This is a genomic window from Paenibacillus residui, assembly GCF_042677205.1.
Lineage (GTDB): Bacteria > Bacillota > Bacilli > Paenibacillales > NBRC-103111 > Paenibacillus_L > Paenibacillus_L residui.
The window spans coordinates 22,387-38,637 of sequence record NZ_JBHTIU010000036.1; the positions used below are offsets into that span (position 1 = coordinate 22,387).

Consider the following 16,251-nt stretch of genomic DNA (forward strand, 5'->3'; position numbering starts at 1 on the left):
AAAAAATTTCATTCCCCCTTCCTTTCTTAGCCCGCGAACTTGTGCGGCCTCCGGGGTACGCTCTTCCCAAGCCCGGACGCCGCGGATGTCCGCCATTATTACTGCGCTTTCCGCAGATTTCTCAATTAAACGCCCGCTTCTTCCTTCTCATACATCTCAGTCAGCTTTATGCTTCTGCCTTGCTGTAAACGAGATCGTTCGGAAGCGAAGGCAATCAAATGGCTTTGCAACGAAGCTGTAGCCGAGGTAAGACCTTGGGATGGGTTGCGGTCGAACTGATGTACATTTTTGAGGAAGGAGCTCACCATACGCTCATCGCCTCCGCCGTGGCCGTCTTCCTGCACGCTGCATTTAATTTCAATCTCTTCGCCCGTCGCATAGCGGTACAGCGTAAATGAGCCTTTATCCATGTCGCCGATGATCTCTCCCTGCGTACCCATAATTTGCACACGGCGAGTACCGCTCTTGGTTAATCCCGACATAATAAAGTTAGCGTTGGCGCCGCTGGCAAATTCCATATTGACGACTTGATGATCGACAACATTGTTATCGCAGCGATAGACGCAGCGGCCGAACGGTCCTTCCTTAAGCGCCCGTATAATGCCTTCCCGTGATAAATCGTGCGTCATATAGCGCGCCCATTGGTCGGCTGGCTGCTGCAAATACATTTTAATCGCTGAAAAAGCACATTCCCTCTCCACTTCGCAACCATCGATGCAGCGGTCCGTCGAACCCTCCGGCGCGTTCTCGGGTTTAAAATGAAGCAATGAGCCAAAGGAGCTGACCGCTGTGCACGGCTCATCCATCAGCCAGGAGATGAGGTCCAGGTCATGGCAGGATTTGGCCAAAATCATCGGGCTTGTTTCCTCGGAATTGCGCCAATTGCCGCGTACGTAGCTATGAACCATATGGTGATAGCCTACGTTCTCCGTTAACTGAATGGTACCGATTGCACCCAGCTCCCCGTCCTCGACGCATTTCTTGATGCCCGACCAGAACGGGGAATAGCGAAGCACATGCGTGACCACCAGCAACCGCTTATGCTTAAGGGAAGCTTGCTCCAGTTCTATGCATTCCCGTACATTCGGCGACATCGGCTTCTCCAGCATGACATGGTAGCCAAGCTCCAGCGCTTTCATTGCCGGTATATAATGCATCCGATCAAGCGTGCAGATGATCATCACGTCGGCTATTTTTCCCTGCTCGAATGCTTTTTCCCAAGAATTATAAACATGCTCTTCAGCGATTTGATGAATCTCCGCAAAACGTTGCCTGCGTTCATCATCCGGCTCGGCTACCGCAACAAACTTCAGCTCATTCGGAAATTTTTCCGCATACGGTCCATAGATGTATCTTCCTCTGCTGCCTGCGCCTAACAGTACAGCCGTTAATGTTTTCAATGCTCTTCCCCCTTGCATATACAATTGCATCCTAATTTCATTGTAAGGGGTGACACCGTGCATCATAAAGAGATCATTGCTTACATTCCATATACATTTATTGACCTTGCTGCACCGTTTCGGCGCGGGCCGTCCGAAAATCCTGCGGCGTCATATCATTTTGCTTCTTAAAGAAGCGGAAAAAGGCAAGCGCTGAATTATAGCCGAGCTTGGCGGCAATTTCATTGACCTTCATGGATGTATTGAGCAGCATGTCCTTTGCAATGACATTGCGGTAATCATTTACGTATTTAGAGAGTCCGATTCCCGTTATCTGCTTGTATAGCCTTGATAGATACGAGGGATTCAAGCTGACATAATCCCCAAGAGCGGTTAGGGATATATCGTCCGCAATATGCTCCTCTATATAGCGGTGCACCTTACCCACGATCTCCGTCGGCAGCTCTGTTCCTCTAATCGCATTCCATTCAAAAAAGCAGTCCGCAATTTGCCAATAATACGGAATTAGCTCCGTCCACGAAGCGGTCTCCTCCTGGCGGAACAGCATATCCAAATTGATCTGGGTATTCATATAGTCTCGCATCTCTTTATTTTTGTGCAAATGCGCCAGAAATACCGCAGATATGGAATGGTACAGCTCAACCTTGCGCCCATCAGAAGTATCCGGATCTTTCCAGATGTCTGTCAATTCAACAAAAAGTTTATTGAACTGCTCGCGGTGATTATTTTCAAGACAGCTCATCAGCAGCTGTACGCGAGCGTGAATAAAGCCGTCATGATAGCTTTTCACCTTCTCTTTTTCCGCGGACTTCTGAATATCTTTATCTGTCATAATGATTTCATGGAACAAACCATGGCCTTGCACAAGACCGTATTTCATCGCATGAAAACGATCCGACAGCCGATTCCATGGGACTGCCTCACTGCCGATAAGAAAAGATACGGAGAGGCTCAGCAGCTTTTTGCCGGTAGCCTGTATCGTCTCCAAATTGCCGCTCACATAGCGGTATGCCTTGGCCCATTCCGCAGTACCGGTATCCGCCGTTAACTCCGGACTGGCTTTAGGCTGAAAGATCCACACCATTTTGTTCATGTCAAATACGACTGAGAAGCAGCGCACATGGGCGGATAAATACTCATCACCGATATTTTGCAGAGCGTAAGCGAGCAAAGCCTTGTCCGGCGCCGTAAATATTTCCTTCCAGGCATCGATCCGGCCAATCAGCAAATAGACAGGCAGCGATGCGTCAAGAGGAATGTCAATTTCCGCAAAAGCGTCCCGAAGCTGCTGCCCCGTCATAGTCTTGCCTTGCAATAAGCCCCAAATATATTCCTTCTGCAAGGAAGGCAGCGCTATTCTCATTTTGGCCTGGGCCCGCAAGATCATTTGCGCCTGATCCTGTTCCTCTTCAATTTTCTCTATCGCCCGTTCAACGGCATGGATGATCTTCTCGTCGCTTTCCACTTTCAGCAAATAATCAAAGGCACCAAACGTAAGGGCGCTCTTCGCATAGTGAAAATCATTGTACCCCGTCAATAAAATAACTTTGCACTCCGGCCACTGCGATTTTATTTCCTGCAGAAGCTCAATGCCCTCAATGCCGGACATCTTAATATCCGAAATCACAATATCCATCCGGTGATGAGACAGCACTTCCAACGCTTCTTCGCCGGAATAAGCTTTCATGATTTCAAGCTCCAAATGCTCCGTCTTCTCGAACAACTCCAGAAGACCATCTACAATAATCGGCAGATCATCTACGATCAAAAGCCTGTACATGGCGATTCCTCCTTAGCTCATGCTCAGTTTAATAATAGCTTGAAGCCCGCCAAGCTCAGAGCGTGACACGGTAATCCCAAACTCTTCTCCATAACGAAGCTGAATTCTGCGATGAACATTAAGCAGCCCGGTTGTCTCCTCCATCTGGTTCGTTGAATAACGCAGCCTCTTGCCAAGCGCTTCTATCTCGTCGTCCGTAATGAACTCGCCGTTATCTTCTACATAAATATAAAAAGCATCATTTCGCAGCTTGCTGTGTACCCATAGCTCGCCCGTGCCCGGCATATTGCCGAGGGCGTACTTATAGGCATTTTCAATAATAGGCTGCAAAATCAACCGAGGGACTTCAATCGGCGGGGCTTCGACTTCAAACAGCACTTGTATTCGATCCCCGTAACAGATCGACTGCATCTCCACATAAGTGCGGGAATGCTCAAGCTCCATCTCCAGCGGGATGTCGTCATCATTATGGCGAGTAATGAACTGAAAATATTGTCCGATGTATAAACAGAACCGGTAGGCCTTTTCCTTCTGCTATCGGATTTAATCAAACGGCAAAGCACAAAAAAGCAATTATATAAAAAATGAGGATTAATTTGTGATTGCAATCTTTTCAGCTCCGAGCGCTGAGTGCGAATTTGCTGCTCATAATTTTCCTCAATCAGTGTTTTCAAAGATTTCACCGTATCGTTAAAAGCCTGGTATAAATAGCCGAACTCGTCCTTCCCGCGATCGATCACGATCGGCTCCAGCTCGTTTTGCTGCATGCGGCGGAAGGAACGCACCAGCTTTATCAACGGACGGTATATTAACCGGATTAAAAAATAGGTAAAGAACAGCACAATAAAAACGGCAAGCACACAAGCCCACCAAAACAAAGTTTTATATACTTGCAATGAACCGAGAACCTTCTCTTCCGGTATGCTTGTTATCATGTATGAATTCCAGAGGCTGGAATACTTGAATACGGTTAGAAATCGCTTACTTTTATAATGGATCGTATCATAGCCTTCATCCATTTTCGCAGCCTGCTTTTCGAAAGCCAACTGCTTCATCAGATCATGCAATTCCAAGTCGGAGCCGCTATTGATTTCCCAGCCGCGCTCCAGATTAACCAATACGGTCTGGCCTCCCCTGCTGTTGCCGATTTGCGCCAATGTTTCTTTAATTTTTCCGGTTGAGAGCTCTACGCCCACCACATAGAGCGGTTCCTTCTTGGCTGCAGGGTACTGCATCGTAATAAACAGCCGGTCCTGCCAATAAATAAAGGGCTCGGTATAAAGCTTCCTGCCTGGCTGCATCGCTTCATATTCTTCCTCATTCAGCATGGTTTCAAAGCTGTTGCTCAGCACAGTGCGCTCGATATGCGGAATGTACGCCTTTGCCTCGCGAATAAACGGACTGGAATTTTTCATCAAATCCAGGCGGTGCTGAATATCCAATATTTTATAGGACCGCTCATAGGAGTTCATCTGCTCGCCTGTCGCCGCCACTTCCATTAAATCCCTGTCCATGACGTAGTTAGGCAAATATCGGCTGATCCGCTCTGCCTCCTTATCCAGAGAGTCTAAATAAAACCGCGTCGTATTTAAAATCGAATCGGATATTTCACTGCGGATATTATTGGCCCCCTGCTCATTAATCATCCAGGTAATGGCCATAAGCGGCAGCAAGGCCGCCAAAAAGGCAGCCATTATTTTTTTGAATATGGAGGAATCCTGTAAAAAGAATATTCTTTTCATCGTTTGTTCTCCTGTGCCCGAGATCTACGACCTTCCTGTCTATTCTTTTACACTTCCCATTACAATGCCTTTAATGAAAAACCGCTGCAAGAATGGATAGACAATAAGAATCGGGAAAGCCGCAACGAAGATTTGTGCCGCCCTGCTTGTACGGTCGGACAGCTGGAGCATGAGTTCCACATTTTCTGATTTAATAAATCGGAAATCCATCTTAATAATAACGGTTTGCAGGAAGGTTTGCAGCGGGTAATTTTCCGTATGATTCATATAAAGCATGCCGTCGAACCAGCTATTCCAATGCCCTACCATCGTAAAAAGCCCCGTTGTCGCCAGTGCGGGCAACGATAGCGGAACATATATTTTCCATAGTGTTGCAAAATGCCCGGCTCCGTCAATCCGTGAAGCATCCTCGAGCTCCTTGGGCAAATTGCGGTAAAAGTTTAATAGCAGGATGACATTGAACACGTTAACCGCCGTAGGAAGCACCAGCGCTCCGAGGGAATCAATAAGTCCCAAGCTTTTGATGGTCAAATAGGTAGGAATTAATCCGCCGTTGAACAAAATCGTAAAAACGAATATCCAGGCATAAACGGTTCTTAGACGAAACGTATTGCGGTCCTTGGATAAAGGATAGGCTGTAACGATCGTTAAAAGCATGCTTAATGCCGTCCCTGCTACAACCCGTTGAATAGAAACGCCAAAGGCTCTTAAATATTCAGGCTTGCCGAACACGTTATCATAAGCCGCCGTTGTAAATTCTACAGGCCACAGCCCAACCTTGCCGGCTGCCGCCGCCGAACCCGAGCTAAAGGAAAGCGCCAAAATATGAATAATCGGCATTAAGCATAAAAAAGATATAAACGCAAGAAAGATTAGATTGCAAACTAGAAAAGCCCTTCTTCCGAATGACGGTTTAATGACCACGGTCTGTCTCCTTTCTGAATGACCGGCTTTTCCGCAATTAGAAAATACGGTAATTCGCTAACCGGTATGCGAGTACGTAGGATACGGAAATGAAAATAAAGGATACGACTGATTTCAATAAGCCGACAGCTGTGGCAAATCCGAACTGCGCTTGCTGTATCCCCATGCGGTAGACGAAAGTATCAATGATATCGGCGCTTTCATAAACCGGTGCGCTGTACAGGTTAAATATTTGATCAAATCCGGCATTCAGCACATTGCCGATATTAAGCGTAAGCATAAGAACTATGATCGGCATCATGCCCGGCAGCGTCACGTGAAGCGTTTGTTTCCAGCGGCCCGCGCCGTCAATTTCAGCGGCTTCATAAAGCGTAGGGTTAATTCCCGTCAGCGCCGCCAAATAAACAATGGTGCCAAATCCAAATTCTTTCCATACATCGGAGATGACCATGACATAAGGGAACCAGTTATTGTCGCCGAGAAAGAAGATCGGCTCAATGCCGAACCATCCGAGCATTTGGTTAAATACGCCGGAGGAAGGAGACAAAATATCGACCAAAATACCGCTCAGCAACACCCAGGATAAAAATGGGGCAAATAGACCAATGTTTGGAACGTTCTTTTGATCCACTCTCTGCGCAATTCATTTAGCAAAATAGCAATGGTAATCGGCACGAACAAACCGGCAATTATTTTCATTACAGCAATATAGACCGTGTTAAAGAAAATGCGGCCGATATCCGGATAATCCATTAACAATTGGAAGTTCCTCCATCCGATAAACGGGGAGCCGAACAACCCTTTGTTCGGTACATATTTTTGAAAAGCCATCATGATTCCTGTCATAGGAATGTAACTAAAAATAATAATAAAAGCCAAACCCGGCAGCAGCATCAAATGAAGCGGCCATTCCTTCTTCCACCTGCGCGTCAGTCTATTCATATCTTCACCTCGCTGATTCACTTTTCATGCTGTGCTTTCCTTGCTCAAGAACCTGGTTGTTCAAAAAAGGAGGGATTGCATAGAATCAATCCCTCCCTGCGTACAGATTCTATTTAAGCGACTTATACCACTCGTTAACTTCTTTCGTGATTTCATCGCCGCCAAGCTTCTTCCACTCTTCAACGAATTTATCGAACTCGTCTACGGATACTTGGTTCATAATGATTTTGATGAATATTTCATCACGTTTCTTGATTAAAATTTCTTGACGGTCTGCCATCGCCGGAGTAGGTGCGCCGTAGAATTTGTTTTGCAGGTATTGTTTGTTTTTTTGAATTTCCGGAATATGAGAGTAGGCTCCCTTAGGACCGGAAATTAAGTATTCCCACCACATGCTTGTATCGCCTTCAACGTATTCCATAGCGCGTGCATAACGTGTTCTCTGATCTTTGGTCTCAAGTATGCTTTCGTCTTTGTTTTCAATGGCTTTGGGCAAGATTTCGCCGTTATTGTCAAACTGTTTGCCTACTCGAAGCGGATTAAGCAGCCAGTAGTTGTTGCCTTTTTCAACGCGGTCTTTACCATACTCATACACTTTTTGCTCTTCCGTCGGATTGTTGCTTACTGTAATCCATTGGTTTAGCAAACGGATCACGCCTTCCGGATGCTTGGCTTGTTTAGAGATGGCATAATACTCATCAACGCCAAGACCGATTTGATTCAATGTAGGCTTGTTATCTACGGAAGGGATAGGGAACACTCCCCATTCTTGAACAACCTTGCCGTCTTTCACAGCGCCTTGCGCAAGCTGCGCCGGAGTCCAGGAAGCGCCAAATACCATGCCGATGCTGCCGTTGTAGATTAGCTCAGCAGCTTTTTCCGTATCTTTAACCGCAAACTCCGGATCGATCAACCCTTTTTTGAACATGTCCTGCAGCGCTGCAAGAGCCTGCTTCATCTCGGGCTGAATATCACTGTTCATCAAACCGCCGTTCCCGTCTTCCATCCAAATGTTTTCATAAGCATGATAGCCGTTCAAGAACGTTCTCAGACCGGTCACGCCTGTCTCTATACTAAATGGGCTTTTGCTGACCGCAATACCGAAAGCTTCTTTTGTGCCGCCAGGATTTTTCGTTTTGAACGCTTCGGCAATTTTCATGAAATCATCCATTGTTTTAGGCTCAGGCAGGCCCAGCTCCTTCAGCCAGTCCGTACGGACGAACAAGTATTGATAGTTGAACGGGTTATATGAGCTAGGAATACCCATCATTTTCCCGTCGATCATCGCTGTTTTCATTTGCATGCCGCCGTCCATGGTCAGAAACTTTTTCGTCTCTTCCGTAGCATGCTGTTCATAAATCTCTGTCAAATCCATAATCATATCCGCTTCAGTAAGCTCTTTAAGCTGTGTAGCGTTTACAAGCAAGAAATCCGGAAGATCGTCGGATGCAATGGTGATTTTTACCTTCTCTTTAAATTGGCTTATATCTGCAACCCATTTGTTTGTAATTTTTACACCGATATCTTTTTCATAAGCATCATAAACTGAGTTTTTGTCGAAGCTTTCCCCTTCGTCAAATTTCAAGTAGGGATCGCTTGGCGAAACCGTTGAAACCTCAATAATATCACTGCCGTTTCCTGTGCCTGTTGTTTCGGCCGGTTCCTTGGAATTTCCAGGTGAATGGCTTGGCTCAGGGGACGTTTTGCCGCCGCAGCCTGTAATCGCCACTGCAAGCGTCAAGGAGATCATTGCAAGTGCCTTTTTGCTCTTCAAATTTTACCCCTCCGGTATATTTCGTTATAGTTTTCGCTGCAAATTGCACTGCAGTCTTTCATAATTCTAGTATAGAAAGAAGCTCCCCGCTGTTCTATATACTAGTCTTTACTTTCGTATACACCTCTTGACACCAGGCATAAAACAATTATTTGTTTTGATTGACGTATACAGCGGCCGCTTCCAAAAACGAATGCATAAGGACCTTCCGTTGTTTAAAGTTCCTACATTGGCCGTACTTTACTTTTTATTTAGACCCCCATGCCGCTAACCGCGACACCATCAGATGATGAAATGGATGGGTTTTCAAGGTAGAATAGAGTTGAATTGCTTCAATAGTGTGAAATTTGAAAACTAAATGGATTTCATACAGTTAGATTTCTATATTCGGAAGAAATATGGAAACTAACTGGAAAACCTACAGTTAGTTTGCGCCAAAACAGCCGTTTCGCCCACAGTTGCCCATTTTAACTGTAGTTTATCCAGTTAGTTTGATCATTTTCGCCCATTCGCTTGAATCTACCTGTACAAAATACAGTTAGACGCGCCATTCCGTTTGCACGGCACCAGCAGACGGTGAAAATAGACGGATTTTCAAGGTAGACGTGCCGCTCCGCTTGCAACGATGCCTGCAGACGGTAAAATAGACGGATTTTCAAGGTAGAAATACCCCAAAATGTATGTATGAAAGTAAACAGCAGTGCCTGCTGAACTCATCCCTTGTCCTATATACCTAGCCCCATAAATTAATTATTGTCTGGAGGCATTGGATCATAATGAAACTTCATATTACTTATGATCATCCCATTGCTATCAATGCTTTCGAATGGACTCCCGCCACTTATCGGCAGCCGCCTCATGTGCATGCGAGTCTGGAGATCGGCCTTTGTTTAACAGGCAAAGGCTGTTTTTTCTTCGGGAATAAACAATATGCGGCTAATCCCGGCGACTTATTCCTGGTCAATAATGAGGAACGGCATATTGCCCAGTCTGCCCCCGACGACCCGAGCCGCTATCTTTTTATAAACTTTGATCCCGCGCTGCTGCTGGCGGAGGATCCTGGTCTGCTGCTGCCATTCTCCTATCGCTCCACACATTTTTGCAATCATATTATTGGCGGCTCGCCCCTCGCCAAACAGCTTACTCCTTGGGTGCTGGCTATAGCGGAAGAACTGCGGGAGAAGTCCCCGGGTTATTTGGTAATGGCCAAAAGCGCTCTCATTCAGCTATGCGGCCGTCTTCTGCGACATTACAACGGTTTGCTAACAGATGATGAGAGGCATAATATGGTACAGTCCGTTCGCCAGGTGCAGTCGCTGGCCGCTTTGGTCGAGCAGCGTTACACCGGGCCGGTCAGCTTAGCGGAATTGGCTGATGAACTTGGTTTAAGCGTCTCGCGCGTGAGCCGCGCGTTTCTGGAAACGACCGGTTACCGTTTCTCGGAGTATGTTTCCTTGCTGCGTATCCAGGCGGCCAAGCGGGAATTGGCGGGAACGGACAAAGCTGTTGCTGATATTGCATTCGAATGCGGCTTTCAAAGCTTGCCGACCTTTTACCGCGTTTTTAAAGAGACTGTCGGCATGTCTCCGATCCGTTATCGGCAATCTATGGGGGTTACGGAATGAGCAAAAAATGAGAATTATGCTTTCCTAATTTGAGAAGCCATTGCCGGCATGGCTGGTTATAATCAAGGCATATGTTGATTTCACGTATTTCAGGAGGGCAGCCGTTATGACGAAATGGTTTGGACTGAGGGAATTGGTTCGGGAAGAAATAAGACAGCGCGGAGAAGAAGGCTGTAATGTAGAAGGGATGGCCGAACGTCTGGAAGCGGCCGGCACAGACGAAGTAAAGCTAATGGAAGTATACCGGGCTTTAATGGCTCTTGAGCCACGTGCGGATTTCAAGTATATCGAGCCGTCGGAATTGGAAGCCATTCGCGCCGAACGTCCGGACGGACCGAGAATATTGTCCGGAAACTGGGATGAACTTAAATGGCAGGATAAATTTCATGGTGCTTGGCTCGGCCGTTCTGCCGGTTGTGCGCTCGGAAAACCTCTGGAGTCTCTTCCCTTCATGCAAGGCTCCGGCGGCAGACCCGGTTGGCACAATATTAAATTGTGGTTTGAAGGCGCAGGGCAATGGCCGATTCGCCATTATACACCGGGCGAATCAACTGCAGAGGCCGAGTACGGTATCGAGATAGCCCGATGGTGCAGCTTGGCCAGCTGCCGGGAAAACATTCGCTTTATGGAAACGGACGATGATATTCGTTATACCGTTCTTGGCCTGCTCATGCTTGAGGAGCGCGGGCTTGATTTCAACTCCTGGGACGTGGGTAAGCTGTGGCATCGCCAGTTATCATTCGGGCAGGTATTCACGGCTGAAGCGCAGTCCTATCTTAATTTCGCTCGTGTCACTTCACATATTAGCGGCGCCCAGCCGGATGACTGGGAGAAACATATCCATTGGGTACGTTCTTATTTGAATCCCTACCGCGAATGGATCGGCGCCCAGATTCGTGTGGACGGCTATGCATACGGTGCTGCCGGCCAGCCCCAGCTTGCAGCCGAGCTTGCTTGGCGGGACGCTTCCTTCTCCCATGTGAAGAATGGTATTTACGGCGCCATGTTCTGCTCGGCTATGATTGCCGCCGCATTCGTTGAAAGTGATATGAAGCGAATTGTCGAGATCGGATTGAGTGAAATACCGAAACGCAGCCGTCTTGCAGAAGATATCGCCATAGCGGTCAAAATTGCTGAGGAAACGGAAGACACATTAGAATTGGTGAGTAAAATATGGGAGACATTTAAGCACTATCACCATGTTCATACCAATAATAATGCTGCATTATGCGCGGCTGCTCTCATTCATTCCGGAGGCGATTTCGAGAAAGGCATTACGACAGCCGTACTTGGCGGCTGGGACACCGATTGCAACGGCGCCACCGTCGGTTCCATTCTTGGCGCATCGCTTGGAGCGGCGGCGCTTCCCGAGAAGTGGATCTCGCCGCTAAACGATACCTTGTATGCCGATGTCAGCGGCTTCCACCCCATTGCCATCTCCGAATGCGCTCAAAGAAGCTATCATGTCTTCCGAAAATTGCAGCATTAAAATTATTTAGGATGATCGGTAAAAAAAGCTCCTAACGGAGCCTCTTCGAAGAAGAATAACCCGGTATTAGAGGAAGCTTTTTATGCCAATAGGAATCTATATTTTCATCGTATTAACACTGTAAAGAACTTAAAGATTCCTATGTGGTAACAAAAAGAACGCCTTACGGCGTCCTTTAAATGAGGGGATAGGTTTCTGTTATGACCTGGGCCGGCATCGATGCCGGCCTTCCACTTTTACCGTACATCCGTAAATCAAAAAAATCTCCGCAATGAATCATGCGAAAGATTTTTTTGCCTAGCTCTTGACTGTTCCCTTCACTTCTCACATCTCCAGCGTGAGCATTTCTCTGCGCAGCTCCTCCAGCTTTTTCTTAATCTCCATAATCTCACTGTAGTTGCCGCGCTCCAACGCTTCCTGCAGGTTGGCCAGCTCATAATCCAATTCCATTCGCAAAACCGGTATCCGCTCTTCTATACGTGTCGACTTGAGTGCTTCCGTCATTTCTTCTAAAGTAACCATAGGATCCCTCTGAAAAATTATTTTATGGTCCACCCCGGAAATCTCAACCATCCGAATTATTTCACCGAACATGATGCTTTCTATCAATATCTGTCTTTCCTTAAACCTCTTGACCACCGCATGCCCTCTTGTGTCGCCTATCATTTTTTCCATCAATTCCGAAAGCTTCTCATCTTTAAAAGAGTAGCTTCCCACCATCTTGAAACGTTCCCCGATCCGCTCAAATTTCAATTTGACGAGTTTCCTGCCTGTGCGGACGGAGATGATGAACTGGGTATCGTTTTCATTCCAGTATAATGAGAACCCTTCCTGAATCAACGCCTTGATGAAGTTCCGGATTTGACGGCGATCAAACCGCAATTCTAAGTTGCAATACTCCACTTCGTGCCCATTGCTCACGGCCGATCCCTCCCCCATCGCACTTACTTGACAGAATGTTCAGACAACTTATCCTTTTACAATATCTTATTACCATTATTATGTTTTAGCAACTTGGTTTAATGATTAAATCTTGCTGCGGGGAGAAATTTGGTTGAATGTCCAAGATTGCATGTCGGGGCTGAGACTTCGGGATTGATCTCGTCCTTCTGTTTATAGCTTAGACAAAAAATCTTCAATAGAAACCTATTTATGAGGAGAAAACTCTCAAAAGAATAATTTAACGGATCCACGGCGGCATTTCGAGCTTGGTGTTCCCCTTCGCGATAGCTCGAATGCTTTAAGGACGGGGGCTCCCGGAATGGATTCGGAACCTGCTGCACTCTCAAGGAGAATTTAGTTTAGACGGGACAGCATCTTCGAAAGGGCTTCCATGAGAGGCTTTTCCTATCTCCGGTTAATCGAGGAATAGGTAGCTTGTAGGTAATAAGGATGGCCGGAAGAGGCTGATCCATCATCGCAGGTTTAGATATGCTATAGTTAATGTAAACTAACGAATAAATCAGTTCAAGCACACTGGAGGAATCACCAATGACTTTTCAAGGATTTAGCCAACAAGATTTCAAAGCACTAACTATAGACGGGCTGGAGCCCAGAATGGAAGCCATTATCGGAATAATTCGCCCGAAATTAACGGAGCTTGGCGAGCTGCTGGCTCCATCGCTGTCCGCTCTATGCGGAGAACCGATGTTTCCCCATGTAGCCAAGCATGCCCGGCGGACCGTTAACCCCCCGAATGACACCTGGGTTGCTTGGGCGAATAACAGAAGAGGCTATAAAGCTCATCCCCACTTCCAACTGGGCTTGTGGTCGACTCACCTGTTCCTGCAGTTCGCTATCATTTATGAAAGCACGAACAAGGCGGTTTTTGCCGATAAGCTGCTGGATAACCTGGCGGAAGTGAAGCAGGCCATCCCCGATCACTTCTATTGGTCCGACGATCATACCCGGCCGGAGACCGTGCCCCATCGGGACATGAATGAAGAAGACTGGATTCAGTGGATGGATAAGCTCAAGAAGGTAAAGAAAGCGGAAGTGCTGTGCGGACTGCGAATTGAAAGGAATGACCCGCTGCTCAAGAACGGCAAGAAGCTGATCGGGTTAGCGGAGCAAACTTTTGAAACCTTGGTCCCGTTATACCGTATTGCTTTCTAGCAGGGAAAACCCGAAACCGGGCATTTGGATAGGCAGCACCTGACGCAGCTTAAGCTCCTGAAGGAGTATTGCGGAGATGGGAGGCCGCTTCTCGGGATTTCCGGCATGTATGCGAAGGTCTAATGAACCGTTTAGTAACAAAAAGTTACAAACTTTTAAAGTTATTTAATCTGTTTTTAAATTTAAATTAATGTTTTTGGGTTATTTTATACATATAGGGAGAGAAGGACCGGCTTACCATCAGGAAAGGAAGGTGAACGTTATGAGGTCAAAAACGATCGTAACGACGGCACTCGTGCTATCGCTCGTCTTCAGCGGAAATATAGCCTACGGATTGGCTAAAGATTCCGGCAAGTCCGGAGCGTTGGAAAGAAGCTGGACCAAGGAAAAGAATGACCGGATCAAACAGCTGCGCGACCGTCGTCACCGCTCTAACCAAGACGGGAAAGACGGAAAATCGGCGCTGCCCATTCTTAAGGAGACTGCCTCACTGCTCGGAATAACCAAGGAGGACCTCGTCAAAGAATTAAAGCAAGGCAAAAGCTTGTCAGACGTTGCCCAATCCCGCGGAATAAGCGAAAGCGACCTGATCGGTAAGCTGCTTGCCCTCCGAAACCAGAAAATCAATGATGCGGTAATCGCCGGCAAATTGACTGCGGAGAAGGCTGAGAAGATCAAAGCTTACATGAACGATCATATCACCTACATGGTCAAGCAGAAAGGAATCAAGGCTCTGCACAAAGACCGGTGGAAATCGATGAGACATGACACCCTGAACCATTTCAACCCCGGAAAAGTCGCTGCCATTATCGGCATTACCGAGGAAGCGCTATCTTCCCTGCTTAAGGAAGGGAAGACTCTGGTTGAAATTGCAGAGGCCAACGGGATAAGCAAAGAACTGCTGATCGCCAAGCTGAAGGAAGAGGCCAAGGACTTGCCGGCTCCTGCCCATTAGAAGCCGGGAGCACGCGGACAAGCCATTGGTAACGGCCGGTCGATTCATATCAACTTGGCCGGCTTAGATTAAAATTCAATCAGGTAGAAAAAAGGTGGTTGGCGAAGTTTCCTTCCCAACCACCTTTTTTTATTCTGTGGAGGATTCTTGAGCCCCTCTCCCTTATTGGAGGGTGGCTTCGTCCTGCGACCTGCTGTAACGCTTATCCAGACGGACAAACTGGGCTACCAGCGTCAAGGCAGCCACACAAAGTGCCGCTCCAACGATAAACGGCAGAGAAGCCTCCAAGCCATACAAGGCCATAGCGATCAGCGGACCGGCAATCCGGCCGAGGCTGTCCATCGATGAATTCAGACCGGTGGCCACTCCCTGCCCCACATTCGTTTTCTGGGTTATCAGGGAGATAACACACGGACGAATCAGTGCATTCCCTGCGCCAAATACGGAAAGATAGATGGCTGCTGTCACGACGTTAGTCGAATAAAGAATAAGCAAGAAGCCAATGGCGGACACCAGCAGTCCGATCCGGATCGCCGTCTTCTCCATTCCCGGCTTGATATACCTGCGCACTACGCCGCCTTGAATTAATGCACCGACCAATCCGCTGACAAAGAACATCCAGCCGGCCTCGTAAGAGCCGATGCCAATCTTCATCATTTGAAACAGCTGGAAGGTCGTCTCCAAACCGGCGAGTGTAAACGTGACAAAGAAAGACAGAATATACAAATATTTAAGCGGCCCATGGAAGGCCGTCCATCTCGAAGTTCGCGGCTGCTCCGACCTCTGCTTGCGGACGGCTTGCGGCAGCGATTCCGTTAGAAAACGGAAAGCGAACACAAAGGTTAACAAAGAAAGTAATGACGAGGCCAGGAAGGGAATATGCGTGCCCCATAAACTTAATATTCCTCCCAAGGCGGGGCCAAACAGAAATCCGAGCCCGATGGACATCCCGACGAGCCCCATACCCTTCGTCCGATTCTCCTCGCTGGTAATGTCCGCGACATAGGCTACCGCACATGAGGTAACGGCCCCGGAGAAAGCACCCCCTATAATTCGGGACGCATACATGAGCCACAGGTTATCACCGGCAATACCGAACAGAAAGAAGCTCAGGCTGAAGCCGATCAGCCCGGTTAGCAGGACAGGCCTGCGGCCGATTCGGTCGGAGACGCCGCCCCACCAAGGCGACATGACGAAGGAGACGGCAGAGTACAGCGAAAGAAGCAGAGCTAGATGGATGCCCTCTCCTTCGCCGCCCCCGATGATGACCGGCAGCACAGGTATAATAATGCCGAAGCCTATGAACACGGTCATCAACAGCAGCATGATGATGATCATTTGTTTCTTCATAATTGGGTTCCTCCTCTTGCACGAACGTGATCTGGCCTGATCATCCAATAGTTGTTGCGGGGAAAGGCCATAATAATTAGCGAGCATGCGGCAATGGCCTTCTTCATTATTCGTCCATCGTCCGATCAAGAAATTTCTCTTGCATCCTTTTGCTA

General features: G+C 47.5%; 10 protein-coding genes and 2 pseudogenes. 4 read left to right on the top strand and 8 right to left on the bottom strand.

Annotation, left to right across the window (positions count from 1 at the left end):
• Nucleotides 1-125 precede the first annotated feature (125 nt).
• The 6 genes and pseudogenes from ACFQ03_RS11610 to ACFQ03_RS11635 all read right to left on the bottom strand — a co-directional run bounded on the left by ACFQ03_RS11610 (nt 126) and on the right by ACFQ03_RS11635 (nt 8,562).
• The gene (locus ACFQ03_RS11610; protein ID WP_144933620.1) at nt 126-1,400 is read right to left on the bottom strand and encodes a Gfo/Idh/MocA family protein; all 1,275 of its coding nucleotides are present in this window, start codon (nt 1,398-1,400) and stop codon (nt 126-128) included.
• A 97-nt stretch (nt 1,401-1,497) separates the two neighbouring features.
• On the bottom strand, nt 1,498-3,180 hold the full coding sequence (locus ACFQ03_RS11615) for a response regulator (protein WP_379288266.1): 1,683 nt from the start codon (nt 3,178-3,180) through the stop codon (nt 1,498-1,500).
• 12 nt (nt 3,181-3,192) lie between these two features.
• Nucleotides 3,193-4,922: pseudogene (locus ACFQ03_RS11620) on the bottom strand (sensor histidine kinase).
• A 39-nt stretch (nt 4,923-4,961) separates the two neighbouring features.
• Nucleotides 4,962-5,846 (bottom strand): carbohydrate ABC transporter permease, encoded by an 885-nt coding sequence (locus ACFQ03_RS11625; protein ID WP_186328220.1) that lies wholly within the window; start codon nt 5,844-5,846, stop codon nt 4,962-4,964.
• 37 nt (nt 5,847-5,883) lie between these two features.
• Nucleotides 5,884-6,788, bottom strand: a pseudogene (locus ACFQ03_RS11630) (ABC transporter permease).
• Between the two features lie 109 nt (nt 6,789-6,897).
• Nucleotides 6,898-8,562, bottom strand: coding sequence for an extracellular solute-binding protein (locus ACFQ03_RS11635; RefSeq protein ID WP_379288269.1), 1,665 nt, complete (start codon nt 8,560-8,562; stop codon nt 6,898-6,900).
• Between the two features lie 776 nt (nt 8,563-9,338).
• Here ACFQ03_RS11635 and ACFQ03_RS11640 point away from each other — a divergent pair.
• On the top strand, nt 9,339-10,187 hold the full coding sequence (locus tag ACFQ03_RS11640) for an AraC family transcriptional regulator (protein ID WP_379288271.1): 849 nt from the start codon (nt 9,339-9,341) through the stop codon (nt 10,185-10,187).
• A 106-nt stretch (nt 10,188-10,293) separates the two neighbouring features.
• The gene (locus ACFQ03_RS11645) at nt 10,294-11,676 is read left to right on the top strand and encodes an ADP-ribosylglycohydrolase family protein (protein WP_150959736.1); all 1,383 of its coding nucleotides are present in this window, start codon (nt 10,294-10,296) and stop codon (nt 11,674-11,676) included.
• 324 nt (nt 11,677-12,000) lie between these two features.
• Here the strand turns inward: ACFQ03_RS11645 and ACFQ03_RS11650 are convergent, their stop codons facing one another.
• Nucleotides 12,001-12,597, bottom strand: coding sequence for a hypothetical protein (locus ACFQ03_RS11650; protein ID WP_150959737.1), 597 nt, complete (start codon nt 12,595-12,597; stop codon nt 12,001-12,003).
• 570 nt (nt 12,598-13,167) lie between these two features.
• On the opposite strand from ACFQ03_RS11650, the gene ACFQ03_RS11655 reads away from it, so the two are divergent.
• Both ACFQ03_RS11655 and ACFQ03_RS11660 read left to right on the top strand, forming a co-directional pair.
• Nucleotides 13,168-13,791 (top strand): YktB family protein, encoded by a 624-nt coding sequence (locus ACFQ03_RS11655; RefSeq protein ID WP_150959738.1) that lies wholly within the window; start codon nt 13,168-13,170, stop codon nt 13,789-13,791.
• Nucleotides 13,792-14,053: 262 nt separating this feature from the next.
• Nucleotides 14,054-14,746 carry a hypothetical protein gene (locus ACFQ03_RS11660; protein ID WP_150959996.1) on the top strand — a complete coding sequence of 231 codons (693 nt, stop codon included), beginning with the start codon at nt 14,054-14,056 and terminating at the stop codon, nt 14,744-14,746.
• A 162-nt stretch (nt 14,747-14,908) separates the two neighbouring features.
• Here ACFQ03_RS11660 and ACFQ03_RS11665 read toward each other — a convergent pair whose 3' ends face one another.
• Nucleotides 14,909-16,096 carry an MFS transporter gene (locus ACFQ03_RS11665; protein WP_150959997.1) on the bottom strand — a complete coding sequence of 396 codons (1,188 nt, stop codon included), beginning with the start codon at nt 16,094-16,096 and terminating at the stop codon, nt 14,909-14,911.
• Nucleotides 16,097-16,251: the final 155 nt, after the last annotated feature.

Bases quoted from the DNA above. Each gene is read 5' to 3' on its own strand.
- ACFQ03_RS11645 (WP_150959736.1), top strand. From the start codon at position 10,294: ATGACGAAATGGTTTGGACTGAGGGAATTGGTTCGGGAAGAAATAAGA.
- ACFQ03_RS11615 (WP_379288266.1), bottom strand. From the start codon at position 3,180: ATGTACAGGCTTTTGATCGTAGATGATCTGCCGATTATTGTAGATGGT.
- ACFQ03_RS11640 (WP_379288271.1), top strand. From the start codon at position 9,339: ATGAAACTTCATATTACTTATGATCATCCCATTGCTATCAATGCTTTC.
- ACFQ03_RS11665 (WP_150959997.1), bottom strand. From the start codon at position 16,096: ATGAAGAAACAAATGATCATCATCATGCTGCTGTTGATGACCGTGTTC.
- ACFQ03_RS11660 (WP_150959996.1), top strand. From the start codon at position 14,054: ATGAGGTCAAAAACGATCGTAACGACGGCACTCGTGCTATCGCTCGTC.
- ACFQ03_RS11655 (WP_150959738.1), top strand. From the start codon at position 13,168: ATGACTTTTCAAGGATTTAGCCAACAAGATTTCAAAGCACTAACTATA.